At 44.0% G+C, this 26,335-nt stretch carries 21 protein-coding genes and 2 riboswitches; of the genes, 10 read left to right on the top strand and 11 right to left on the bottom strand.

Translation table 11 applies throughout. The features are described from left to right. The first annotated feature begins 118 nt into the window (after nt 1-118). Nucleotides 119-1,933, top strand: coding sequence for an FMN-binding glutamate synthase family protein (locus ACIGBM_RS06875; protein ID WP_397477233.1), 1,815 nt, complete (start codon nt 119-121; stop codon nt 1,931-1,933). Between the two features lie 105 nt (nt 1,934-2,038). Continuing rightward, complete coding sequence (locus tag ACIGBM_RS06880; protein ID WP_397477234.1) at nt 2,039-2,851, top strand: phosphodiester glycosidase family protein; 813 nt, start codon at nt 2,039-2,041, stop codon at nt 2,849-2,851. 215 nt (nt 2,852-3,066) lie between these two features. On the opposite strand, the gene ACIGBM_RS06885 is transcribed toward ACIGBM_RS06880, so the two are convergent. From ACIGBM_RS06885 to ACIGBM_RS06905, 5 genes are all read right to left on the bottom strand, one after another. Further along, nucleotides 3,067-4,284, bottom strand: coding sequence for a globin domain-containing protein (locus ACIGBM_RS06885; RefSeq protein ID WP_397477235.1), 1,218 nt, complete (start codon nt 4,282-4,284; stop codon nt 3,067-3,069). A gap of 304 nt (nt 4,285-4,588) precedes the next feature. Next, entirely contained in the window at nt 4,589-5,812 is a 1,224-nt protein-coding gene (locus ACIGBM_RS06890; RefSeq protein WP_397477236.1) for a VWA domain-containing protein, read from the bottom strand. A gap of 128 nt (nt 5,813-5,940) precedes the next feature. Next, nucleotides 5,941-6,804 carry a MoxR family ATPase gene (locus ACIGBM_RS06895; protein ID WP_101205695.1) on the bottom strand — a complete coding sequence of 288 codons (864 nt, stop codon included), beginning with the start codon at nt 6,802-6,804 and terminating at the stop codon, nt 5,941-5,943. A 299-nt stretch (nt 6,805-7,103) separates the two neighbouring features. Continuing rightward, nucleotides 7,104-7,700 carry a hypothetical protein gene (locus ACIGBM_RS06900; protein WP_201579572.1) on the bottom strand — a complete coding sequence of 199 codons (597 nt, stop codon included), beginning with the start codon at nt 7,698-7,700 and terminating at the stop codon, nt 7,104-7,106. Nucleotides 7,701-7,961: 261 nt separating this feature from the next. Further along, nucleotides 7,962-8,282, bottom strand: a complete 321-nt coding sequence (locus tag ACIGBM_RS06905; protein ID WP_057760762.1) for a YcgL domain-containing protein — start codon at nt 8,280-8,282, stop codon at nt 7,962-7,964. 249 nt (nt 8,283-8,531) lie between these two features. Then, a riboswitch (glycine riboswitch) is annotated at nt 8,532-8,671 on the top strand. A 69-nt stretch (nt 8,672-8,740) separates the two neighbouring features. Continuing rightward, a riboswitch (glycine riboswitch) is annotated at nt 8,741-8,889 on the top strand. 168 nt (nt 8,890-9,057) lie between these two features. Here ACIGBM_RS06905 and gcvT point away from each other — a divergent pair. The 5 genes from gcvT to ACIGBM_RS06930 all read left to right on the top strand — a co-directional run bounded on the left by gcvT (nt 9,058) and on the right by ACIGBM_RS06930 (nt 15,710). Further along, nucleotides 9,058-10,239 (top strand): glycine cleavage system aminomethyltransferase GcvT, encoded by a 1,182-nt coding sequence (gcvT, locus tag ACIGBM_RS06910; protein ID WP_397477237.1) that lies wholly within the window; start codon nt 9,058-9,060, stop codon nt 10,237-10,239. 117 nt (nt 10,240-10,356) lie between these two features. Further along, entirely contained in the window at nt 10,357-10,737 is a 381-nt protein-coding gene (gene gcvH, locus ACIGBM_RS06915) for a glycine cleavage system protein GcvH (protein ID WP_057760766.1), read from the top strand. Between the two features lie 353 nt (nt 10,738-11,090). After that, nucleotides 11,091-11,849: a nitroreductase family protein gene (locus ACIGBM_RS06920; protein WP_156410707.1), complete on the top strand. Its 759-nt coding sequence runs from the start codon at nt 11,091-11,093 to the stop codon at nt 11,847-11,849. A gap of 64 nt (nt 11,850-11,913) precedes the next feature. After that, nucleotides 11,914-14,811 (top strand): aminomethyl-transferring glycine dehydrogenase, encoded by a 2,898-nt coding sequence (gene gcvP / locus ACIGBM_RS06925; protein WP_341609571.1) that lies wholly within the window; start codon nt 11,914-11,916, stop codon nt 14,809-14,811. 209 nt (nt 14,812-15,020) lie between these two features. Next, the gene (locus ACIGBM_RS06930; protein WP_397477238.1) at nt 15,021-15,710 is read left to right on the top strand and encodes an esterase/lipase family protein; all 690 of its coding nucleotides are present in this window, start codon (nt 15,021-15,023) and stop codon (nt 15,708-15,710) included. A gap of 65 nt (nt 15,711-15,775) precedes the next feature. On the opposite strand, the gene ACIGBM_RS06935 is transcribed toward ACIGBM_RS06930, so the two are convergent. From ACIGBM_RS06935 to ACIGBM_RS06950, 4 genes are all read right to left on the bottom strand, one after another. Beyond that, nucleotides 15,776-17,116, bottom strand: a complete 1,341-nt coding sequence (locus ACIGBM_RS06935) for a ribonuclease D (RefSeq protein WP_397477239.1) — start codon at nt 17,114-17,116, stop codon at nt 15,776-15,778. A 135-nt stretch (nt 17,117-17,251) separates the two neighbouring features. Continuing rightward, the gene (recR, locus tag ACIGBM_RS06940) at nt 17,252-17,845 is read right to left on the bottom strand and encodes a recombination mediator RecR (protein WP_057760773.1); all 594 of its coding nucleotides are present in this window, start codon (nt 17,843-17,845) and stop codon (nt 17,252-17,254) included. A gap of 117 nt (nt 17,846-17,962) precedes the next feature. Then, nucleotides 17,963-18,292, bottom strand: a complete 330-nt coding sequence (locus ACIGBM_RS06945) for a YbaB/EbfC family nucleoid-associated protein (protein ID WP_045445429.1) — start codon at nt 18,290-18,292, stop codon at nt 17,963-17,965. Nucleotides 18,293-18,372: 80 nt separating this feature from the next. Then, the gene (locus ACIGBM_RS06950) at nt 18,373-19,647 is read right to left on the bottom strand and encodes an O-succinylhomoserine sulfhydrylase (protein ID WP_397477240.1); all 1,275 of its coding nucleotides are present in this window, start codon (nt 19,645-19,647) and stop codon (nt 18,373-18,375) included. 446 nt (nt 19,648-20,093) lie between these two features. Between ACIGBM_RS06950 and ACIGBM_RS06955 the strand changes: the two genes are divergently transcribed. The 3 genes from ACIGBM_RS06955 (at nt 20,094) to dusA (ending at nt 24,378) form a co-directional block, all read left to right on the top strand. Next, the gene (locus ACIGBM_RS06955) at nt 20,094-21,728 is read left to right on the top strand and encodes a phospholipase D family protein (RefSeq protein ID WP_397477241.1); all 1,635 of its coding nucleotides are present in this window, start codon (nt 20,094-20,096) and stop codon (nt 21,726-21,728) included. A 230-nt stretch (nt 21,729-21,958) separates the two neighbouring features. After that, nucleotides 21,959-23,263, top strand: coding sequence for an MFS transporter (locus ACIGBM_RS06960; protein ID WP_397477242.1), 1,305 nt, complete (start codon nt 21,959-21,961; stop codon nt 23,261-23,263). A gap of 131 nt (nt 23,264-23,394) precedes the next feature. Beyond that, nucleotides 23,395-24,378 carry a tRNA dihydrouridine(20/20a) synthase DusA gene (gene dusA, locus ACIGBM_RS06965; protein ID WP_397477243.1) on the top strand — a complete coding sequence of 328 codons (984 nt, stop codon included), beginning with the start codon at nt 23,395-23,397 and terminating at the stop codon, nt 24,376-24,378. A gap of 68 nt (nt 24,379-24,446) precedes the next feature. On the opposite strand, the gene ACIGBM_RS06970 is transcribed toward dusA, so the two are convergent. Further along, nucleotides 24,447-25,235, bottom strand: coding sequence for a lysostaphin resistance A-like protein (locus ACIGBM_RS06970; protein WP_397477244.1), 789 nt, complete (start codon nt 25,233-25,235; stop codon nt 24,447-24,449). 68 nt (nt 25,236-25,303) lie between these two features. Continuing rightward, nucleotides 25,304-26,194, bottom strand: a complete 891-nt coding sequence (locus ACIGBM_RS06975; RefSeq protein WP_397477245.1) for an alpha/beta fold hydrolase — start codon at nt 26,192-26,194, stop codon at nt 25,304-25,306. Nucleotides 26,195-26,335 lie beyond the last annotated feature (141 nt).

Consider the following 26,335-nt stretch of genomic DNA (forward strand, 5'->3'; position numbering starts at 1 on the left):
ATACATCGTCTGCAACCCTGTTACCCATTGATACCGACGTAATGACGTCATGCGTGTATGATGTACGCGACAAATGTAAGCATCTTATTTATATCAATCATTACTATTGAGCCTCGCTATGCCTGAATCTCGTACCAATCTAAACCCTGAACCCAAAACTAGCTCGCCGTATTTTATCGGATTACTACTTCGCTATAGTACGTTTGGCGCAGCAATTTTGATTCTATTAGCGGGTCTATTATTGGTAAGTTGGTGGCTGATTGTGATCGGTGGTTTGGCTGTGGCACTTGGTATTTATGATTTGATTCAGTCCAAGCACGCGATATTGAGCAACTACCCTGTCGCTGGACATATTCGCTATGTGTTGGAAGATTTCCGTCCTGAGATACGCCAGTACTTGCTTGAGGACGATAAAGAACAAGTACCGTTTTCACGCCAGCAGCGTGCACTAGTCTATCAACGTGCTAAGAACGTCAGTGATACCAACGCCTTTGGTACGCTAGATAATTTATATACTCATGGTAAAGAGTGGTTTTTGCAATCCGCTATCAGTGCACCACTAGAAAACAAAGACTTTCGTATCACAGTGGGCGGCGAGCATTGCCAGCAGCCACACGATATGTCGGTATTTAACATCTCAGCGATGAGCTTTGGTAGTTTATCAGCGAACGCTATCATGGCACTCAATCAGGGTGCAAAAATAGGCGGGTTTACTCATGATACGGGCGAAGGTGCTATCAGTCCTCATCATCGTAAGTTTGGTGGCGATTTGATTTGGGAGTTGGGCACGGGTTATTTTGGTTGCCGTGATTCTGAAGGTAACTTTGATCCACAGTCTTTTGCCGAAAAAGCCGTCGATCCGCAAGTTAAAATGATCGAGATTAAGCTGTCACAAGGTGCCAAACCTGGTAAAGGTGGCGTGTTACCATCGAGCAAAATCACCCAAGAGATTGCAGATACTCGTCAAGTGCCTACGGGTCAAGACTGCATCTCGCCCTCCTCGCACACTGCATTTAGTACACCGCGCGAGCTTGTCGCTTTTTGGCAGCAGCTACGTGATTTATCGGGCGGTAAGCCTGTTGGCTTTAAGCTGTGTGTGGGTCAGCCTTGGCAGTTTATGGCGATTGTCAAAGCCATGATCGAGACGGACAATTATCCTGATTTTATCGTTATCGATGGTGCAGAAGGCGGCACAGGTGCAGCGCCCGTCGAGTTTATGGACAATGTCGGCATGCCAATGGTTGAAGGGTTTTTGCTCGTACATAATACCTTAGTTGGTGCAGGCATCCGTGACAAAATTAAGCTTGGCGTCAGTGGAAAAATCGTATCAGGCTTTGATATTGCGCGCATGATTGCGCTAGGTGCCGATTGGTGTAACTCAGCACGTGGCTTTATGTTTGCGGTTGGCTGCATTCAGTCGCGCTCTTGTCATACCAACACTTGCCCGACGGGTGTGGCAACCCAAGACCCTTATCGTCAAAAGGCGCTCGACGTCCCTAGTAAGGCTGAGCGTGTTGCAAGTTTCCACAAAAACACGCTAAAATCGCTTGCCAGTATCGTAGGCGCGGTCGGCTTACAGTATCCTAGCCAATTACAGCCGTACCATATCGCACGCCGCTTAGACGATGGGCAGATTAAGCTGCTATCCAAATTCTTCTACTTTGCTGATAAAGGCGCGTTGCTCGATCATAGTGCCCGTGCCGACGTATTCAACCAGATGTGGGTCATGGCAAACCCTGATAGCTTTTTAGCCAACAACGATGCGCTCATTGCTTATAACAAAGACTCACGCGATAAGGGCAAAGAAACTGGCGCGCCAACCGAACAAAGCGCTGGGTATAATTCTGAGCATTTGACCAATCTCACCGATGGTGGACGATTAATTGGTAATGTGAATAACACAATCCGTGACTTCCCGCCTACTAGCGACTGAATCAGCGCCTAAATCGTTGTACTTGAAAAGTAGTAATGAAGGTGTAATTAAGCAGTAGATAGCAACCAAACTTAAATAATTTGTACATGAAAAGATGCGTGATTGATGCCAAGTTCTATTTTTACCTTATCCCTATCAACGATAGTGCTTGCGCTAGGCCTTAGTGCCTGCCAGCAGACAAATCCTGACGCAGCTAGCAGCGACACCGATAGCTGGTCATGTCAGACTGAAGACACGCCTTTTACTTATAGTGTTTGCCGTGTGGATGCTACCGCGTTAGCGAGCGAGCGTTATTCATTACAACTGTTTTGGCAATCCTCTGATAACAATAAGCCTCTGCTAACCTTTGATACGTTATTGGCCACATTACCGAACAATGAGAGTCTCAACTTTGCGATGAATGCAGGCATGTACAATGAAAACTATGCGCCGATTGGCTATACCGTCATCGAAGGCAAAGAACTCAAATCGCTAAATACAAAAGAAGGTGGCGGTAATTTTCATCTACTACCTAATGGGGTTATGTGGTGGGACAAAGCTGGCAACGTGCAAATCACCGAAAGTAATGCGTTAAATGAGCAGCTAAACAATGGTGGTGTGCAGCCTTGGTATGCGACGCAATCGGGTCCTATGCTGGTCATCAATGACGAGATACACCCACAGTTCAACCCTGATAGCAGCTCAATCAAACTGCGCAATGGTGCAGCCGTTTGCCGTGATGGCAGTATACAGCTCGTTAATAGCGATGAACCTGTGACCTTTTATCAGTTTGCAGAACTATTTAAGGATGAGCTGGGTTGTTCAAACGCGCTGTTTTTAGACGGTGGTATTGCCTCAGCGTTGTATGCGCCTAGTATCGACAAGCAGGATAAAAAAGAGATGGGCGTGATGATTGGATTGGTTAAAAATAAAGAGTAATGCGCCCTAATACTCTTTTTTTTCAACTAAGATTAAAAAAGCACTTAGCGTGATTATTTCATGCTAAGTGCTTTTTTATAAACGTTTATTTTGAATATTATAGTCAAAGAACTCTAAAATGAGTACAAGGCAGCCGACTGCAGATTGTACAAACAGTACATCTAAGAAGGATAACGCCGTAGCGGTTTAGTAGTTCACCGACTATATGTTAAAAACTAGCCACCCAAGCTCATCTTAGGACCAAACGGTTCGTAGTGGACACTATCGACACCATGATCTAATGCTACTAACCCGTCAATCATGCTCTCCATAAACGGCATCGAGCCGCACACATAGATATCGGCAGGCTTAGGCAAAGTAGCAAGCCATTTCTCATCTAATATCTTCCCAGACTCAAAGTAAAATATATGCTTTTCTACGTTCTCAGCCTTAGCAAGCAATGCCTCTACCTGATCAGAAAAAGCATGATGGGCGATATTTTGACATGCATAAACCCAAATAATAGGTCGTTTAGGATTGGCTAATACTTGCGCCTCTAGCATAGACAGTACAGGCGTCACCCCGACTCCTGCACTCATCAATACTAACGGAATATCATTTTGCTGTACCAAATCTTGATTGAGCGCAAAGTCACCAGCTGGCGCTGATAATAGAACCGTATCACCTACTTCTAGTCGGTCATGCATATAGTTAGAAACCAACCCATGATGTTCATTACGGTTGTCACGTCGAACCGCAAACTGAATCCCTGCATCGGTACTAGCAGAGTATAAAGAATAATGGCGCAAGGCTATATGGTCGCTGTCTTTTGGATCTGTTTTCACCGTAATATATTGACCAGCGGTCAAGGTCAACTTGCTCAAATCAATATCTTGAGCGTTTGCTAAATCACTGCCTTCATTGTTCTCACTCTTATCGACTGGTACCACGGTAAAGGCTGCGATATCTGTAGCGACTGCTTCCTTTTTAATTACCTTAAACGGTGCAAACCCCTGCCACATTGCTTCTTCATACATACCATGTTCAATCTGAATAAATACCGAAGCGATCTCATCATAAGCTTCTGTCCAAGCGTCAATAATGTCATCGGTAGCCGCCTCACCCAATACTTCTTTTATCGCCCCAATTAGATGTTTGCCGACGATAGGATAATGCTCAGGCAATATCTGTAAGGCTCTATGCTTATGGCTAATCTGGGTAACCTGTGGCAATAACATAGCCAACTTGTCCAAGTGCTTGGCAGCGGCCAATACTGTCATTGCTAGCGCCGTTTGCTGTCTTCCCAATTTTTGATTGGTCTCATTAAAAATATCTAACAGTTCAGGATGCTCGTTAAACATATTTTTATAAAACACAGTGGTAATCGCAACGCCATGCTCTTCAAGTACAGGAACAGTTGCGGTGACGATTTCTAACGTATTTGGTGAGGCCATGTTGTTTCTCTTAGTCATTAACTACATTGATAAACTGAGATGTTAAAAATAATCCGTCTAAACTGGCAATAATGAGCAGACCTTTTTACAGTGGTCATCAAAATTTTTAGCAGATCAATTCAGAAATACTTATAACATTCATTTTAAATGAATGTTAACACACTTTACTAGGCATACCAATATATAATCAATATCGAGCTTATTCGCATCGACGAAAAAACAGCCGCTATGTTGTCATAACGGCTGTTGTTATAAGCATTCAAGCTTTGCTAATAGGCTTTATCAATTAGGCTGAATATTAAAATTATCGTGCCATATATTGAGTCATTTCTTCAACACCATGTAGCGTCATCGGATACATTTTATTTTCAAACAGCTTTTTGATCTCAACGATGGTCTGCGTATATTGCCAATATGACGGGTTTTCAGGATTGAGCCAAGTTACTTTATCAAAATGCTCCAGTACACGCTTTAACCAAACGATGCCCGCTTCATTATTCATATACTCTACGCTACCACCGACTGTCATCAACTCATAAGGTGACATCGATGCATCACCGACGAAGATAACACGATACTCACGGCCATATTTATTGAGCAGCTCAAACGTTGGCATCGGTGCACTATGGCGACGATTGTTGTCCTTCCACACATAGTCATACAAACAGTTATGAAAATAAAAGAACTCTAAGGTTTTAAATTCATTTTTTGCCGCAGAAAATAGTTTTTCGAGCGCTTCGACATGGATATCCATACTGCCACCCACATCAAACAACATCAGCACTTTGACGCGGTTACGGCGTTCCGCTTGCATATGTATATCGAGCACACCTTTTTTTGCCGTACGCTTAATCGTCTCATGAATATCAAGCTCATCAGCGCTACCTGTGCGCGCAAACTGACGCAGATTGCGTAGCGCCATCTGAATTTGGCGTGTACCCAGCTGATTATCGTCATCGAGATTGCGATATTTGCGTTGCTCCCAGACTTTTGCGGCGCTCCGCTTGCGAGATTCACCGCCGACGCGCACCCCTTCTGGATGGTCGCCATAAGCGCCAAATGGCGAAGTGCCGCCCGTTCCTACCCATTTACTGCCACCTTGATGACGTTCTTTTTGCTCTTTTAACCGTTCTTCTAACACCTTCATCAGCTCTTCAAGCGAGCCGTACTTTTTTAGTAGGCGTCTTTGCTCTTCCGTTAGATTCTTTGGATCGAGCTTTAGATCTAGCCACTCTTTGGGCACGTCCGTCAGCTTGGCTAATAGCTCATCCATATCGAGACTATCAACACCTTCAAAATAATCCGCCATGGCCCGATCGAACTTATCAAAATGGCGCTCATCTTTGACCATGCACAGTCGAATCAGCCGATACATATCTTCGCGGCTAGCAAAAGTAGTCAGTGCTGGATCTTCAGGATGCGATTGCATCATCAGCCCTTTATCTAACGCGGCATTGAGATCGAGCAGCTCGCGCGTACTGACTGGCACGCCATAAGTACGCAAAGTATAGAATAGTTTGATAAACATAAGAGTCGTATCACTTATTGGCTGATATCATTAATTGGTACAGTTACAGATTGAGCGTTTGCATTGACCTTCATAGTAGACATCCGATGTCGGACACAAGATATTAAAGTCAACGCAAGCTGCAAACATTAGCGACGCATCATATTGGCAAAACGCTGTAATAGACTCACATCTGCTTCATTTTTGAGCAACGCACCGTATAGTGGCGGGATAGACTTTTCGCCGCGCAAATTTTCTTCTAGCTCATCCTGAGCCATATCATCAGCAAGTAACAAGGTTAACCAATCGACCAATTCAGACGTTGATGGCGGCTTTTTAAGACCTTGAATACCACGCAGTTTATAGAAGATATCCAATGCATCATTGACCAGTTTTTCTTGAATATCTGGAAAATGCACTTCGATAATTTGGCGCATGGTTTCTTCTTCTGGGAAGTCGATATAATGGAAAAAGCAACGACGTAAAAACGCATCTGGTAGCTCTTTTTCATTGTTTGAGGTAATAATAACTACTGGACGCTGCGCCGCTGTAATAGTTTCGCCAGTCTCATAAACATAAAAAGACATTTTATCAAGCTCATGTAGCAAGTCATTTGGGAACTCAATATCGGCTTTATCAATCTCATCAATCAGTAGTACGCTACGCTCTGTACTGGTAAAAGCATCCCACAGCTTACCTGGCTTAATATAGTTGGCAATGTCATAGACCTTATCATCACCCAACTGTGAATCCCGCAGGCGTGATACTGCATCGTATTCGTACAGTCCTTGCTCAGCCTTAGTCGTCGATTTGACGTGCCAAGTAATCAGTGGCATGCCCAAACTCTCAGCAACTTCTTCAGCAAGCAATGTCTTACCTGTGCCAGGCTCGCCTTTGATCAGCAATGGCTTTTGTAAGGTCATAGCGGCATTTACGGCCAGTTGCAAATCATCGGTAGCAATATAACTACTGGTACCAGTAAAGTTTTTCTTAGTATTGTCAGCTGTGGTCATAATCAGATCTCGATTGTTGTTATAGATAAGTTGTTATAAATAGATAGGTCTAAAACATGAATGACTAATAACGAATAAATTAGTAAAGAATAAATTAGATTAGCACAGCCTGATGCATTGCCAAAATACTCATGCGTTCGCATTTATTAACAATTGTTATGTTCAGTGTATAGTGAGCAATTATTTATATGCCTAGTAAACAATCTGGCACAAAAAAAGACACGCAGCGGTGTCTTTTTATTCGGGTATCAAATAAATTCTAAAACAATAGTACTATCTTAATGCCTAGCTTATTTTTATCACTTATCAGACGTATCGCTATCTGTTTTTTTAGCCAACGTACTGTCTTTTTTTAAGCTCACGTTAGTGTCAGGCTGTTCAGTTACGGTAGCGCCTTCTGGCAAATAACTGCCTGTGGTCATTTGTAACGTTGCCTGCGTATCTTCTGCGCTGCGGCTACGGGCTTTGTCCAAACTTGATGCAAATGCGCTGCGTATCAGCTGCCATACAAAACCAACAAACAACCCTGCGACCAGTATCACTAATATCGGCAGCATATTGGCAACCGCGCCTGCGTAATCTTTCATCATCACAGCATAGACGACGCTAATGCTGGCTGGTGCAAGCTCGCTAGGATCGCCAAGTGCAGTACCTGGTGCTAATAATACTGCAAACAGAACCATCCAGCTCATACCGCCCAATGGTTTTGGCAGTACACGAGCAACGAGTATCCATAGCACTAGTACCAAAACAGCACCGCCCAGATAAGCATACATCGGCAAATCAGCGGGCGGGACATCCTTTACCATTTGGCCCCACCAAATGGCAATCTCACCGAGAATGTCACTGATAGACTCTAGCGGTAAGCTATGTAAGATATTTTTTAACCAGTCCATGCGTGTTTATTTACCTGCGTTTATCGCTGGTGACACAATCTGTGTCTAGCGGTATATGTGCGTTCTGTAGAACCAGAATGAGGCCAACTACATAACAAACTTGTGCATTATGTAGGCTTATATATGCATTGCGTAGGGTGTCAGTTTATCACGACTCTCTACTCAAATGCATGTGAGCAAATGTGTCGTAGGTTTTTATCAACGCTGTTTTCAAGGTAGCGTACTGATATGTCCTACCACACTTACTTGCTGACAAATTTATTAATTGTAGATGCTGTCCTGCGATTCACGAGCACGCAGCTCTGCTTGGCGGCGCATCACGTCTTGCGGCGGCAACTGCACAAAGTAGCCTTGAGACTGTAATTTTGCCAGTACTTCTTCTTTATCGACACGAGCGAGCTTATCTTTAGTTGATAAGTCCAAATGCATGACGAACTTACTACGGCCTAAACCTGCACGGAAATCTTTTGGTAATACACCAAGCCAGTCTTTGATTTCATCAGTATCATCAGGATAATCAGGACGCGCAATGTAGATATACATGTCGTCGTGTTTGGGAAATTTATAAATATCGCAATGCATAAAAACCACCTATCAGAAACTATGGGCGTAGGTTAGCATATTTCAGGCAAATACCAGTAGTCGCTTTGCGTTTTGCTATCGTAATTTTTGTCAAAACACACAGATAAAACGCTGATATGAGAGATAAAAATATCATTGTAAAACATAACCTATTTGACAGACTTCCCTATCAAAACATTATTTTTGCCAAATTTATTTATTTTAATGGCTTTGATGACTTGTAAAAGCGCTTTGAACCTTTCATAATAAAAGCGTTTTTCAGGAGAGAGTTTATCAGCATCGTTTTTGTATTAAACCCTATTGGTTATACAACTATCGCAATTGTTAGATAACCACCGAAGGCGCATCCACCCTGCCAATCGCTCAGGTAAAAGGACTGAAAAACGCATGTCACTGTTGTTTGATAGTGTTTAGTAGTATGACGCTCATAGCGCACTACTTTTTTATCAAACATAAGGCATAACAAATCTGGAGAGTGGTAAGCACGGACGACGTCTTACCCACCGAAGGGGAGAAAATACGCTATCATCGATGATAGGGCTCATATAACTGCCCAAGAATGATGATTCGTGTTGAAAATCTCAGGTCACAGGACAGATAGGGCTTTAGCTTAAACTGACGTATAGCGTCTGTTTGGCTTACGTCTTCATCTTTGCTTTCTGTGTCACCCTTTGATGTGATATTTGCGCCTTGCAATATTGCTTCTCGCTACTTTTACGTTGCGCATCACTCCTTACTCTGCCGAGTACGACTGATGTACACATAAGGATTTGTTATGACTGATACCCATTCTCAAGACTCTAACAGCAACCAAGCTCCTCAGCGCACCCCTTTTTACCAGTCTCATATTGATAGTGAGGGCAAACTGGTCGATTTTTCTGGTTGGGAATTACCCATTCATTACGGTTCACAAATCGAAGAGCACGAAGCAGTACGCACAGATGCAGGTATGTTTGATGTCTCACATATGGTTGTGACTGATATCAAAGGCGCTGACACCAAAGCTTGGCTACAAAAGCTGCTCGCAAACGATGTCAACAAACTCACTACCGCTGGTAAAGCGCTGTACTCTGGTATGCTCAATGAGCAAGGCGGCGTCATCGATGATTTGATCGTCTACCTGATGAATGCAGAAGAAACTGAGTACCGTATCGTCTCTAACGCAGCCACTCGTGATAAAGACTTAGCACAGTTTAATAAAGTCGCTGAAGGTTTCGATATTGTGATTACCGAGCGTCCTGAGCTTGCTATGCTCGCCGTCCAAGGTCCAAATGCTATTGCAAAACTGGCTCAAGCCAAACCAAGTTGGGCAGATACCTTAGCAGCACTAAAACCTTTCGTTGGTGCTGACTTGACCGATATCGAAGGCACTGATTGGTTTGTGGCTCGTACTGGTTATACTGGTGAAGATGGCGTCGAGGTCATTATGCATGCTGATGATGCCCCTGCTTTCTTTGAGCAGCTAAAAGCAAATGGTATCAAACCTGCTGGTCTTGGCGCGCGTGATACTTTGCGTATGGAAGCAGGCATGAACCTTTATGGTCATGACATGGATGAGAATGTTAGCCCTTATGAATGCAACATGGGCTGGACGCTAGCGCTCAAAGACGACCGCGCCTTTGTCGGCCGTGAAGCATTGGTCAGCAAACGTAAGCAGTCAAAAGAAGACAACACCGCTATGAAGCAAGTGGGTCTGCTATTGACCACGCGTGGCGTATTGCGTGAAGGCATGACAGTGACTATCAATCAAGGCACTGATAATGAGCAAACTGGCATTATCACCAGCGGCACATTCTCCCCTAGCCTAAAAAATTCAATCGCGATTGCCCGTGTGCCTGCCAGCTTATCAGAAGATGACAGTGTACAAGTCGATCTACGCGGCAAAGGTAAGTTCGTCGATGTACGCGTATTGAAGCTACCTTTTGTCCGTAACGGCAAGCAACAGTTTGACTCTTAGGTCTTATAAATTCTATCATTAGAGCGCGTTGTCATTTTGCACACGAGTATAAAAATGACGACACGCCTAGCCTCCATTATTTTTGTTAATTAACCTCTATCACTTAGGAGAGAGACCATGAGCAACATCCCAGCAGAGCTAAAATATATTGCGAGTCACGAGTGGCTACGCCTAGAAGACGACGGTACGATCACTGTTGGTATCACTGACCATGCTCAAGATCTATTGGGTGATGTGGTATTCGTTGAGCTACCAGATGTGGGCGATATCATCGCTGTTGATGACGAAATCTCAGTTGTTGAATCAGTAAAAGCCGCTTCTGACGTTTATGCCCCTATTTCAGGTGAAGTGATCGCTATCAACGAAGCACTAGAAGATGATCCTGAAATCATCAACTCTGACCCATACGGCGAAGGTTGGTTCTTCAGAATGAAGCCTGACAACATCGCTGATTACGAAGCACTAATGACTGCTGACGAGTACGAAAGCGACTTATAAGCTAAGCACGTAAGCTAAGCATGCTCTCACAAGACATTAGTACTTGTAAGATATTAGCTCGTACGAAGCACTAGCCTTGACTAAACATCATAGATACTGGCAACAGCTGGTATCTATACTCTCTATTTAAACTGTTTGAACAACCTTTCTCATTAAAAGTATTGGCTCATTGACCATGCTTGTTATTTGAAAGCAGCTTTATATGTAGATCTCCAACAATCATTATCGTCCGATGTTATTGCTACCAAGCGTTATCTCATTGACTCGTATTGATCACCTATTCGAATCCCAATGAATACGTGCTATCAATAACGACGCAAACTGATAACCCAATTTTCAGCATGGATCCTAATATGAATGCCAACACCGATAATAAAGACCCCATTGCCACGCCAGATCATACGCCGCAGCTACAAGCCTTTCGCGATATCGTAGAGTCACGCCGTTCCGTGCGTCGTTTTACTGACACACCTATCCCTGACGATGTATTGGCAGACTGTCTGCGTTTGGCCATGCTAGCGCCAAACTCTAGCAACCTACAGCCGTGGGAATTTTATGTTATCGATGATGCTGACAATCGCAAACGCGCCGTCAAAAACTGCATGAATCAAAACGCCGCAAAAACATCAGCTCGTTTGATTGCCATCGTTGCTCGTACTGACGTTTGGCACGATCACGCTAAGCAAGTATTGCGCGAATACCCTGATCAGCCAGTACCTAAGAAAGTGAAAGACTACTACAACAAAGTCGTCACGATGGACTTTTTGCGCGGCCCAGCCAACGTGGTTTCGGCTGCGAAATGGGGTGCTACGCAAGTGGTCAGACGCGTAAAAGGCCCAATTAAATCGCCTTACTATACGTTTGAAGACACCAAAAACTGGGCAACCAATAACACCGCACTTGCCGCCGAAAACCTCATGCTAGCACTACGTGCTCATGGGTTTGATAGCTGTGCCATGGGCGGCTTTGATGAGCCTGCTATGAAGCGATTACTAGGCCTAGGCGACGATCAGCATATCATTATGATGATTGGCGCAGGTGAACGTGCTGACAATGGCGTTTACAACACCCAGTTCCGTTTTGATCAAAAACAGTTTGTGCATTACGTATAACGTACCGCTCATATTATTCCCTTAATTGCTATTTTGTTTATTACTCCCTTAACCAAGGATTGTCATGACTATCTCTCAAAACCCATCGTTTGATACCTTTCAAGGATTGTTCAACGAAGCTGAATTTGTCTATCGCCACTTAGGTTCAAATGAGACCAAGCAAGCTGACCTACTCAGCGCTGTTGGTTATAAAGATATGCAAAGCTTTATCAATGACACTGTGCCTGAGCCAGTACGTTTGCACAAAGAATTGGATTTGCCAGTGGCGATGAGTGAGCACGCTGCACTTGCCAAACTACGCACGATGGCAGATGACATCACTGTTAACAAAAGCTATATCGGTCAAGGCTATTCTCCTGTTCGTATGCCGGCGGTCATTCAGCGCAACGTACTTGAAAATCCAGGTTGGTATACCGCTTATACGCCTTACCAAGCGGAAATCGCTCAAGGTCGTTTAGAAGCATTGCTGAACTTCCAACAAGTATGTATCGATTTGACTGGTCTTGAGCTGGCTGGTGCGTCATTGCTTGATGAAGCAACAGCAGCGGCAGAAGCGATGGCGATGTCAAAGCGTGTGAGCAAAAGTAAATCAACGCAGTATTTCGTCGATGAGCGCGTCTATCCACAAACGCTAGATGTTATTAATACTCGTGCGAAATACTTCGGTTGGGAAGTCGTTGTTGGTGATTTTGAAACGGCTAAATCAGGCGACTATTTCGGTGCGCTATTCCAGTATGTTGGTGCTGAAGGCGACGTTAAAGACTTAACAGATGTCATCAGTGCAGTAAAAGAAAACAAAACGTACGTCAGTGTCGTCAGCGACATCATGAGCTTGGTACTATTGAAATCACCAGCTGACATGGGTGCTGACGTAGCGCTAGGTAGCACGCAGCGTTTCGGTATTCCAATGGGCTTTGGTGGCCCACATGCCGCTTACTTTGCGTTCTCTGACAAAGCCAAACGCTCAGCACCTGGTCGTATCATCGGCGTATCAAAAGACGCACAAGGCAATACAGCTCTGCGTATGGCTCTACAAACGCGTGAGCAGCATATCCGCCGTGAAAAAGCCAACTCAAACATCTGTACGTCGCAAGTATTGCTGGCCAACCTCGCTGGTATGTACGCGGTATATCATGGTCCAGGCGGCGTAAAACGTATTGCCACTCGTATTCATGCGTTTGCCACTGCGTTTGCTGATGCTATCACAGAATCTAACGACAGCAGCTTGAGCGTGGTACATGATCAATTCTTCGATACAGTCGTGGTTGATTGTGGTTCAGAGAAGCTTGCTACTCAAATCTTTAAAAATGCAGACAACGTTGGCTATAACTTATGGCGTCTAAGCGACACCAAATTGAGCGTTGCCTTTAGTGAAACCAGCGATCAGCAAGATTTCAACACCTTGACTCAGCTATTCGTCAACAAGTCACACGATCTACCTGAAACAGCTCGCGTCTCACTTGACAGCGCACACCTGCGTACGGATGAGATCTTGACTCATCCAGTATTTAACTCGCATCACACCGAGCATGAAATGCTACGCTACCTAAAGTCGCTTGAAGACAAAGATCTAGCGATGAACCGCAGCATGATTTCACTGGGTAGCTGTACCATGAAGCTAAACGCCACCAGTGAGATGCTACCGATTACTTGGCCTGAGTTTGCCAATGTGCATCCCTTTGCACCGCGCGACCAAGTCACCGGCTATATCGCGATGATCGATAGCTTGCAAGATCAATTAAAAGCCATTACTGGTTTTGATGATGTCTCTATGCAGCCAAACTCTGGCGCCTCTGGTGAATATGCTGGTCTGTTAGCGATTCGCCGTTATCATGAGTCATTGGGCGAAACCAATCGCGATGTTTGCCTGATTCCGATGTCAGCGCACGGTACCAACCCTGCTACCGCTATGATGATGGGTATGCAAGTGGTCGTGGTCAAAACTGATGAAAACGGCAACGTTGATATCGATGACCTAACGGCCAAATGTGAAGAATATAGCGATCGCCTAGGTGCGCTAATGATCACTTATCCATCGACGCATGGTGTATTCGAAGAAGGCATCCGTCATATCTGTGATTTGACTCACAAGCATGGTGGGCAGGTCTATATGGATGGCGCGAACATGAATGCTCAGGTAGGCATGATGCAACCTGCAGACGTTGGTGCTGATGTATTGCACATGAACCTGCACAAAACCTTCTGTATTCCGCATGGCGGCGGCGGTCCAGGCATGGGCCCTATCGGTATGAAAGCGCATTTGGCAACGTTTATGGCCAACCATACCTTGAGCCCTGTACATAATGCACAAAAGGACTGCTCAGCAGTATCAGCAGCACCTTATGGTTCAGCGAGCATCTTACCTATCTCATGGATGTATATTGCTATGATGGGCCGTGATGGCTTATTAAAAGCAACGGAGTTGGCATTACTAAACGCCAACTATGTGGCAGCTGAATTAAAAGGTCACTACCCTGTCCTATATGCTGGCAAAAACGGCCGCGTAGCTCACGAATGTATCATCGATATTCGTCCGTTAAAAGAAGAAACTGGCATCACGGAAAGCGATATCGCTAAGCGCCTGATGGATTATGGTTTCCATTCACCAACGATGAGCTTCCCAGTCGCTGGCACGCTTATGATTGAGCCAACAGAGTCTGAGTCAAAAGAAGAGTTGGATCGCTTTATCAGTGCGCTAAAATCTATCAAAGCTGAAGCCATGAAAGCCAAAGCTGGTGAAGATAACTGGACGCTAGAAGACAACCCATTAGTCAATGCACCGCATACCGCAGCTATGATTACTAGTGAAGAGTGGACGCATCCTTACAGCCGTGAGACTGCTGCATTCCCACTACCATACATCCGTGCAAACAAGTTCTGGCCAAGTGTCGCGCGTGTCGATGATGCGTATGGTGATAAGAACCTAATGTGCTCTTGCCCAAGTATCGAAAACTATATGTAATTATCATTTTTGATAACAGCTCATTTATTGTCAAAAAACCTCCAAGTCAGCAGCTGACTTGGAGGTTTTTATTTTGCTGACTTTTTATCTATTATATTAGCAGGTAATATTATCAATAAAATAAACGATAAGAACTCAGTGTAATAAAAGCTTATATCAACAATAAGCTATTTATATTAAATTTCTTACGCAATCATTTGGACACTGCTATGCAACATAAAGCGCCTAAACAAAAAACTCGCGTTATTCTAATTCACGGGCTACATCAAATCCCATGGATCATGCGACCATTAGCCAAACGCCTGCAAATAGCAGGATTTGATACCCATCAGTATGGTTACCGTAGTATGCGTGATGGTATCAAAACCAATAGCGCTCGCCTAAATAGCTGGCTAGAAACAAACCATTACCCAGATCATCCTATAGATTTGGTCGGGCATAGTTTGGGTGGTTTGATCATTCGTGATTTTGTTACTCAGTATCCAAAATGGAAAATTGGACGTTGCGTGACGCTAGGAACACCGCATATAGGTAGTGTTTGTGCAGATTATATTTGGCGATTGACTCCTGCTGTCGTAGGTCGCTCGTATGTCGACGCCCTCGACGGTACAGTCGCACCATTACCTAAACACGTGACGTTAGGTATCATCGCTGGCAACCGTCCTTATGGTCTAGGTCAGCTTTTTTTGCAATATCATAATCGCAAACTGCGCAAATCTGACAAGCCACCCCTTAACGAGCAGCTTGCACATGACGGGACAGTCTATATAGAAGAAACAAAAATAGAGGGTGCAGCTGATCATATAACCATGCCAGTGTCGCACACTGGCATGCTAGTGAATCCAGAGGTCGCCGAGCAGACTCGATACTTTTTAGAGCATGGACGATTTAAACGCTAAGAATGACATAAACGCTTTAATGTAAGCTCTCTATCTTATCGGGTATTGCCTTATTGAATGCTTAGTTATTGAACACGAATACCCATGCCTTGCTGCAGTTCGGTTTTATGCTTTTTGATGACTGGAATTAAAGTTTTGATGACCCAGTCGTTACGCCAACCTTTTAGCCCTTGCGGCAGTTCGCTCACATCTTTATCAAGAGCAACCACTTCATACAACTGCCCTAGCCATTTTTTACGCATCAATACGCTGGCAGGTATACCGATCTCTCGCGCATGCTCATCAATCGCTTGCTGTACTGCTTTTGATAATACTTTGTTTTTTGAGCGATATGGTGGCACCAGACAGTCTGGATGCTCTGTAGGGGGTAGACTCTTGGCATCTCTGATTACTTTCAGCAGCTCTTCGCCATATAGTCGCAGCATACTACGGTGCATGGTCGTTTTATGTGCCAGCTCGCGCATACTGTTTGGTTTTTCAGTGACAATTTCACGAACTGCTTGTTTTTTTATCACAAAGGTACGCGGTTGATTGGTCGCACGTGCCAGCTCTTCTCGCCATGTAGCCACTCCTTTGAGTATCGCCATTTGCTGCGAGTTATAGCGATAATCTGCCATCGTTAGATACATCGCTTCATCTTCGACGTGCTGCGTGTCATGCAAATCACTGGCATAAAGCTGACAGTCAGCCCAAACATAATCGTATAAACCTTGCGCCTTAAGCGCATGCTCGATACTGAGATATAGCGCTGGCAAATAACGCACATCATCGATAGCATATTGCTCTTGTTCATCTGTCAACGGACGCTGGAGCCAATCAGACTGACTATGTTCTTTATCAATATGCATATCTAGCTGATCAGCCAATGCCTGCTGATACCCCATTTGCAATTGGCCCGTTAGATAAGACAACGCAATTTGCGTATCAAAGATATTGGTCAACGGTGGGCAGCCAGACAACAGATAAAAAATGCCCAAATCTTCGCCGCAGGCATGCCAGATAGCCACATCTACTTTGCGTAGCGCCTCCCACAGCTCAGCCAGTTGCAACTGGGGTGCATCCAGTAGATAAACATGATTGCCAGTATTTAATTGCACCAGTGCCAAGCGCGGGTAATAAGTGTCACGCTTGATAAACTCAGTATCTAAGGCCACGCGTCCGCAAGTCGCTAAGGCATCAATAACCTCATCTAAATCGCTTTGCTTACGTACCCATGTAATAGCAACGTCATCAGCAATATCCAATAGTGCATCAATATCTAGCACCTCAGCATCTGGAGTATTAGACACTGACTCAGATGACGTGGCTGCTGACATTGGCTCAGTATTAGCGGCTTCTTGTAATGAGCCATCATTGATATCAGAAGCATTTGATTGAGCTGAGGCGTTTGAAACGTTGTTAGACACGGGCAGATACCTGCATTAATAGGAGAAAATAAAACGCTAAACCGCGCCTTAATAAAATTAAAAGATAAACAATAATAAAGTAATTATAGCAATTCCAAGAAATGAATTGGGTAAGACTTTGAAGCAATCAAAACATTATAAAAAAGAACGATTTTGCATGGCTTGACCAAGCGTCATACTATCCAAATACTCAAGCTCGCCGCCCATCGGTACACCTTGAGCTAAGCGCGTCACTTTATTGACATGACGACTGACTGCCTCACTGATAAAGTGCGCCGTAGTCTGACCTTCGACAGTCGTACCTGTTGCAAGTATTAGCTCTTCGACAGGCTCTTGCTTCACTCGCCATACGAGCTGATCAATATTTAAGTCATCGGCGCTGACACCATCAATTGGCGATAGATGCCCGCCCAACACGAAATAACGACCACGGTAACCAGCTGTCTGCTCAATCGCCATCACATCTGCTGCTGTCTCGACCACGCATAGCAGACTGTCATCACGTCTAACGTCTTGGCATAGCGGACATACAGCCTCATCACTAAAGCTATGGCAACGCTGACATTCAACAATATCACGCATGGCTTCATCTAGTGCTTGGGCGAGTGCCATACCTTGTGGGCGTTTTTTACTGAGCAGATGTAGCGCCATTCGTTGGGCACTTTTTTGACCGACGCCTGGCAATATACGCAGCTGTTTGACCAGCTGATCAAATTTGGCTGTAAGCAAAGTAGCTTCCTTTAGTTGACTTTATCTAACTGAATTTATAAATCGTAGCTATAAAAATGGGGTCGTATCGTATCGATAACAACCCCATTTTTGTCTTCAGTATGAAGTATTTAATGCTTAAAACATGCCTTGCATACCTGGTGGCAGACCCATACCTGAAGTCGCGCCAGCCATCGTTTCTTCATACAGTGCATCTGCTTGACGAACCGCATCATTGATAGCAGCAGCGATAAGATCTTCAATCATATCTGGCTCATCTTCTAACAGACTTGGATCAATAGTCAAACGCTTAACCACATGACGACCAGTCATCGTTACTTTAACTAGGCCACTGCCCGCTTCTGCTTGTACTTCTTTGTTAGCAAGTTCTTTTTTAGCGTTTTCAACGTTTGCTTCTACTTTCTTTTGCATCGTTTGTGCTTGTTGCATCAATGCTTGAATGTTCATAGTTGCCTCTTTGTCTTATAATAATAAATGGGATACTTTAAAGTTTAAAATAAAATACTGACGGCATTATACCGCTATCTTTACAAACTGTCTAAACCACGTGCCAAGTCTTTAATAATATCTTCTACATCTTCCAGACCTACCGATAGACGAATCAGACCGTCTTTAACGCCAGCTTCGGCACGTGCCTCGGCAGTTAGACGGAAATGCGTGGTGGTTGCAGGATGAGTAATCGTAGTTTTGGCATCGCCCAAGTTATTGGTGATAGAGACCATTTGGGTTGAATCAATCACATGCCACGCCGCTTCCTTTGTATCACGGCTATCAGATGCCTTGACTTCGAAGCCCATGATAGCACCGTAACCATTTTTCATATGATGCTGACGTGTAGCAAGCTCGTGCGCAGAATGGTCACTCAAGCCTGAAAAGTGTACGGTACTGACATTAGGATGATTGACTAAAAATTCTGCTACTTGATTGGCATTTTGGCAATGCGCTTGCATACGCAATTTGAGCGTCTCAAGCCCCTTGGTAAATACCCAAGCATTGAACGGACTCATGCTGATACCGCCAGAGCGCACCACGGTAAATGCTTCTTGCATCAGCTCATCACTGCCGACCAACGCACCGCCTAATACGCGACCCTGACCATCCAAATATTTGGTCGCAGAGTGAATCACCACATCCGCACCCAAATCTAATGGGCGCTGCAATGCTGGTGTCGCAAAGCAGTTGTCAACGACGAGTAATATGTCATTGGCCTTACATAGCTGACTCAGATAACCGATATCACAAATCTGCGCCAATGGATTACTTGGGCTTTCGCAATAAATCACCTTGGTATTTGGTTGAACGGCATTGGCCCATGCTTCATTGTCGAAGCAATCAACGTAGCTGACTTCAACACCAAACTTGGCCATATAATTATTAAACAGACCGATAGATGAGCCGAATAACTGGTTGGCCGCTAGCAAATGGTCGCCCGCTTTTAGGTATGCCAAGCACATGGTCAAAATAGCGCCCATACCAGAGGCAGTTGCAACCGCGCGTTCACCATTCTCTAGTGCGGCTAAACGACGCTCAAAAGTACGTACGCTTGGATTGGTATGACGAGAGTAGACATTGCCTGTTTTTGTACCGTCAAAATGAGCAGCAGCATCAGCGGCTGAACGATAAACGTAAGAGCTGGTGGTAAAAATAGGCTCTGAATGCTCGCCTTCGTCTGTACGGTGTTGACCTGCCCGCACTGCGATGGTCTGCATGCCATAATCAAGCCCTAAATCTAAGGCATCGTTGCGCCAGTTTGAATCTAACTTGTTCAAACTGCTCTCATCATGGTTTTGCGACTGACTCATAAACGTTCCGTTACTTTGGTTGGTATTTTATTGATTAGTATTTTATTGGTTGGTCTTTTAATTGAAATAAAATGACTGCTTATTCTTCTGATTATCGACCGAATTCATCAGCGTTATCATATCATGTCGACTTATTCCGCACAGCTGGTTTCAAATGGCCATTAAATATTATTTTCGAATACCAAAGATGTATCAATTCTACTACTTAAAATCTGCCACATATATAGTTAAACACTACTTAAAAAACAATGATTTCGTGCGCTAAATCTAACAAAAATAACGTATTTATAATAGGCAGATATCGCAACAGCTGCTAAGCTTAGCGACGATTTAGATTTTGCCACGCGTAATACAACAACAGTCTGGTAATACATCTAAAAAGAGTGATTTAAGCACTCAGAATCATTATTTATCAGTACATTTAGGCTCATTAAGGTAAATTCGTTATGTCGATGTTCAGTATAGAACCAAGCAGCTTATCGTTGAGTCTAACCCTAGGACTGACTTTAGGGCTTAGTGCTTGCCAGAGTTTGCCGAAGCAGCCACATTTACCGGAAAGCCAAGCACTATCAGCGCGTGTAGAGGCGCTATATTCAGACGAGCAAACGACGCAAGGTGAGACGATTAAAACTAGCAGCACGGATTTGGTCTCGGCTATTAGTGCGCAAAACGATATTCATCCTGACTTGTCTGGCTATCATCCAATCGTGACCGGAGCCAATGCTTTTGCGGCACGTAGCATCTTGACAGATATGGCCACGCGCAATATTGATGCGCAGTATTATATTTGGCATAACGATCAGGCTGGTCAGCTTCTGTTAAAAGACTTATGGGACGCAGCTGAGCGCGGTGTGATTGTGCGCTTATTGTTAGATGATTTTAATAATAGTGCCAAGTTCGACCAGCATTTGTTACGCTTTGCTAGTCACCCCAATATTGCGGTGCGTATCATCAACCCTTTGATGCATCGTAAGTTTCCAACGTTGAACTATGTAACTGGTTTGCCGCGTATCAATCGCCGCATGCACAATAAGAGCATGACCTTTGATAAGCAAATTACTATCATCGGCGGGCGTAACATCGGCAACGAATACCTTAGCAATGACCAAAGCAGCCAATTTGCAGATTTGGATGTCTTACTGATTGGTAAAGTCGTTGCAGATATTGATAACAGCTTTTATGACTATTGGTCATCGCCTTTATCATTTGATATCGAGACCTTAGCAAAATTTGATGATGACGTTACGCCTGATTTTTTAAAGGCCTTAGATAAGCTCGGTCTGGATGAAGAAAACAACGAAGGCAGCAGCTTGACGGTTTATAAAGCTGCGATCAAAGACTCTACGATTGATAGTGACTTGATCAACAAGCGTGTGCCTTTCCGTTGGACCGATATGCAATTCTTGAGTGATGATGTCGGCAAACTAAGTAAAACAGTTCCTGCCGATACCAACTTGGTTCATCAGTTGCGTAACTTGCTTGGTAGCCCAACCAAGAAATTGACGATTATTTCTTCTTATTTTGTACCGACCAAAGATGGCGTCGATACGTTGGTTAAACTGGCTGAAGCTGGTGTCGATATTAAGATATTAACCAACTCATTTGATGCGACCGATGTGACTGCCGTGCATTCTGGTTATAGCCAGTGGCGACCTCGCCTGCTTCGTTCAGGCGTCAAAATATATGAGCTTAAATCGACCGCTGCTGAAGAAAAACGTGACAATAAACTGTGGCGAGCACGTAGCCAATCTTCGACCAGTTTGCACGCAAAAACGTTTGCAGTAGATGATTATCAAGTCTTTATCGGTTCATACAACGTTGACCCACGCTCTGCCAATATCAATACCGAAATGGGCGTGATTATTAATGATGACGAGCTAGCAAGGCAGCTGCATGGTGCTTTGAGCGACGATCTGTTAAATCAAGCGTATGAGGTCAAGCTGCTAGAAAATGGCAATCTGCAATGGCACACCATGGAGAAAGGCAAAAAAGTAGTCTATGACTCAGAGCCACGAGTGGACATGGGTGACCATGTTTGGCTAACCATTATGTCTTGGTTGCCCATTGACTGGCTGTTGTAAATATATAGCTTATTAATTTCGACAGCTCTAAACCATTAGAACATTTAGTTCTGCGACTCAGTTGTATCAAGTAAACAAAGTACTATTCAAAAACTTTTATTTTAAACACCCAACTTATTGTTTCGGCAAATCATCTTTTATATATCTTGATTTGCCGTTTTTACCATGGCCGGTTATCCAAACGATGATCGTCTTAATGACCACTTTACTCTGTGGATATGTGATCTATTATGCCGTCTCGTTCTCAATACGCCCTAATGTCTACTAAAGACAAAAACATAGTGATGTTCATTAGCTTCATCAGCGCTGTGATATTTTTTGATTTTTTGATTTACTTGTATATCTCAGATATTGTTTCAGCGGCGATTTTTCCTGCTAATGCTGACCCTAGAGTTGCTAAACTGCAAGGAATGGGGCTTTTTGTTATCGGTTATTTAGCACGTCCAATCGGAGGTGTTCTCATCGGTCGTTATGGTGATATAAAAGGTAGAAAGCCCGTTTTATTGCTAAGTATCATAGTCACCGCATGTAGTCTCCTAGCGATGGCATTTTTGCCCACTTATGCACAGTGGGGCATCTTTGCGCCTGCTTTATTTATTTTATTAAGAATTATACAGGGTATGGCATACGGACTTTATGTTCCCTTATCTTGGGTATTTGTGGCAGAGCATGTGCCCAGACAGTATTTATCAGTAGCTTGTAGCTACGTGACTGCCAGCTTCTTTGTGGGCGTTTTATTCTCAAATGCATTTTTCATGTGGCTCTCTAGCTTTATGACTACAGCCGAGTTAACCGAGTACGGATGGCGCTTGCCATTTTTAGTGGCCGCTGTACTAAGTGCTTTGCCGTTATTGGTGTGGCGATTGGTTGGAGAGACGCCTTTCTTTTTAGCACTCGTAAAACCGAAGACAGGCAAAAATGCAGGCAAGCCGCTGACGTTACTCTTCAAACACTGCAAACATTCCATTTTTATCGGTATGGTACTGACACTAGTAATCTCTAGCATTTCTACTGTTATCGTTTTGCTATTACCGGACTTGATAGAGATAAACTTTTCGTTAGACAGTGATTTGTTCGGGTTCTCCCATAGCTTGGGCATCATATTTATAATTTTTGGCTGTATATTCTACGGGATGATTTCTAATCACGAGAATTTTGGTAAAGTGTTGGCAATCGGTTCAATTTTACTGATTGCTCAAATGTTGGCGTTCTTTTACCATTTACAGGCGGGCGGTGATTATATATTAATCATGTATGCGATTTTGGGCTTCTGTGCTGGCGTGATTGGTATGGTCCCTGCTATCCTTATAGAGCTGTTTCCGACCAATGTACGTCTCACCGGCGTTGCTTTTTGCAACAATGTCACACAGGGTATCGTGGGTGTACTGATACCTTTTGGTCTTGGATACGCCACGACTCTAGTCAGCTTTTCACCAGCACTGTACATTGCCTTTATTGGCTTTATCGGTATTATCATGGGGCTTTATTTTTATAATTTGCCCGAATTGAAAAAGATTGACCACGTTATTGTATAAGTAAACAGTCAATCGCCGCTTCGCATAACGCTTGAAGCTCTAGAAAATCTTGAAAATAAGGTGCAATGGTATATCTCATCCATTGCACCTTCTCCATTTATTTAAGACACAAATATTAAGGCTTAATCACCATGGTTGATATGACCAACAAACGCCTCTCAGTTGCGCCAATGATCGACTGGACTACGACAGATTATCGTTATTTTGCACGACTGTTTAATCGGCATACTTATCTTTATACCGAGATGATCAGTACTGGTGCATTGATTCATGGCAATCGAGCACGGCATTTGCGCTTTGATACGCTTGAGCATCCTCTTGTATTACAGCTGGGCGGTGCAGACATCCGTGAGATGACGCAATGCGCAGAGTTTGCTCAGCAGTATGGCTATGATGAAGTCAATATCAACGTCGGTTGTCCCTCAGATCGCGTACAGCACAATAAGATAGGTGCCTGTTTGATGGCAGAACCTCAGACCGTCGCTGATTTGGTCAAGCATATGCAAGCCGCAGTCGATATTCCTGTGACGGTCAAACATCGTATTGGCATCGATGACTTTGATAGTTATGAGTTTATGGTGGACTTTGTACAGACAGTTGCAGCGGCAGGTTGTACTCGATTTATCGTACATGCGCGTACAGCATGGTTGCAAGGGCTCAGCCCTAAGCAAAACCGCGAGATACCACCGCTGCGTTACGATGATGTGTACCGTCTAAAACAGGACTTTCCTGAGCTAGATATCGAAATCAATGGCGGTATCGATACAATTGAGGACATTAAAACGCATTTACAGCATATCGATGGCGTGATGATTGGTCGGGCGTTTTATCACAATCCGTATCTATTAGCAGAGGCCAATAGCTTATGGGATGAGGCAACTCCTGAGACAATACCTAAGCGCTCGGAGATTTTAGAGCAGCTATATCCATATCTCAAAGAACAAATTGCAAAAGGCGAAGCGCTGCCAACGATGACACGGCATTATTTAGGACTTTTCCAAGGTTTGATGGGCGCGCGTAAATGGCGTCAAGCCTTGAGCGGCAAACCTCAGCTTACGATTGATGATATCAAGCGAGCTGCCGATGAAGTGCTACTATTAAATCCTGATGCATAGCCAAATTTTGATATCTGACTGGCTCGATAGAATTTACATGCCAGCCATCGTTGTGGTCAGCATTTTATCTACGACGCTTGCGCAATATACTGCCACATCGCTGCACCATTATTAGCAATGTGTAGTACGATTGTCAGTAATAGCGAGCCTGACTTAATCCGTGCATAGCAAAATATCAATGCCAACACTACGATGGTACTGATTTCATAGATACCATACTGTACGTGGATCACAGCAAATATCAAACTTGTCACAATGCTGGCGACAATCGCCCCATGATTCGCTGAATATGATGGTGCTGTGAACTGTTCTGCGATGGCTGACCACAATATACCACGAAAAATAACTTCTTCATAAATTGGTGCGACGACCACCATGGCAAAGACCAACAGCCAAACCGAAATGACAGACTGATAGAGTGGATCAACAAACACCAACGGCGTCATATCGAGTACATACGTCAGCGCCTGACTGGCAATCATAAATATCAGTAGTAGCCCCAACATTCCTATACCCACCGACGGTGAGAACGGCTTTAAGGCTAGGTATTGACGCAGACTGCCACCTTTTAAACGAATGATAAGCACGCTAATGGCCACTAGCAATATACAGCCGATAAGTATAGACAGGCTTACAACCGTTCCGTCATTACTACCAAAATAGAATATACGCCCTATCGATGTCTTTTCATCGTTAGGTAATACCAACTTGCCAGCGATATAAACACCTACCAACTGACTGATAAAAAACGCAAGCACCATTCCTACTGTTAGCACGAATGTACCCACGCGCGAAAATAGCGGCAGAGACTTAGGTGAGACAGTTGTACTAGATAGCGCAATTAGGTTTTTTGGCATAAAAATATCACTTAAAAATACTCTGGCAGCTCATATCTATTACAAACATGATTGATGATATGTTGCGTTTATTTGGACAATTGCTGCTTGATCAATCCTAACACTAGCGTTGAGACAGACTCTGGATGCTCAAGTGGGAACATATGCCCTCCTTCATGAGTTTCATAAGGGATGCCCAAGCGCGATTTTATCTGCTGCGGAAAGCGACGTTTCAAAAAAATACTGTCTTGACCAATGATTAAAGTCACAGGCACTTTGGGGCCACGATTCGGTGCCAGCCAATACCAAGATGGATTGGTACGGAACACAGCGACTTCGCTGGCTTTAGGGATAGCCAACGTCACTTTGCCATCCGCTCGCTCATGTAAGCCGTGATCGATATATCCTTGAAAGCTACGCTCATCAAAATTCTTAAAAAACCCTTTATGTCGCATTTTCTCATATGCTTCATCCCGGCTATCCCACACATCACGGCGATGCTTAGACACGCCAGCTGGTGACAGTTTGTCCATCAGACGGTTATTCATGAGCGGTAATCTGTCTGCTGTCTTTGCCAAATGCCACAACAAGCTGACTTTGCCATAAATCCAAGGCGGGTCCATAAGCACTGCTTGTGCAAACAATTCAGGCTGACGATACGTGGCCTGCAACGTACACATAGCCCCAAGCGAATGCCCTACTCCTACCACCTGCGCTACGCCATGCTTTTCGCAAGCACTTGTTACGCTATCAATGATTTGCTGCGTCAGACTACGCCAATGGTCATCCACTGGATAATCGGGCGTATCACCCAACATCGCAATATATTCAATCGTAAAAAATTCTGATAAACCTTCAAAAAACGGCTCATATACCGCGCTTGGCATTCCATTAGCATGAGCAAAATGCAGCACAGGTTTATTGGTTATTTTAGAGACAGGCAGTTTAGCAAAGGACTGTAAATTTATTTCATCACTCATGACAGACTCTCGTGGGATCGTTTATGTTATATATTATTTTAATAATTGAACCTTGTACCCTTATTAAAACCAACAGCATCAAAACTAATCCCTTCAAAACTAACCATGTTTATATGGCAAGTTTGACGACTGTGTTTGATG

Source organism: Psychrobacter sp. NPDC077938, assembly GCF_044542635.1.
GTDB lineage: Bacteria > Pseudomonadota > Gammaproteobacteria > Pseudomonadales > Moraxellaceae > Psychrobacter.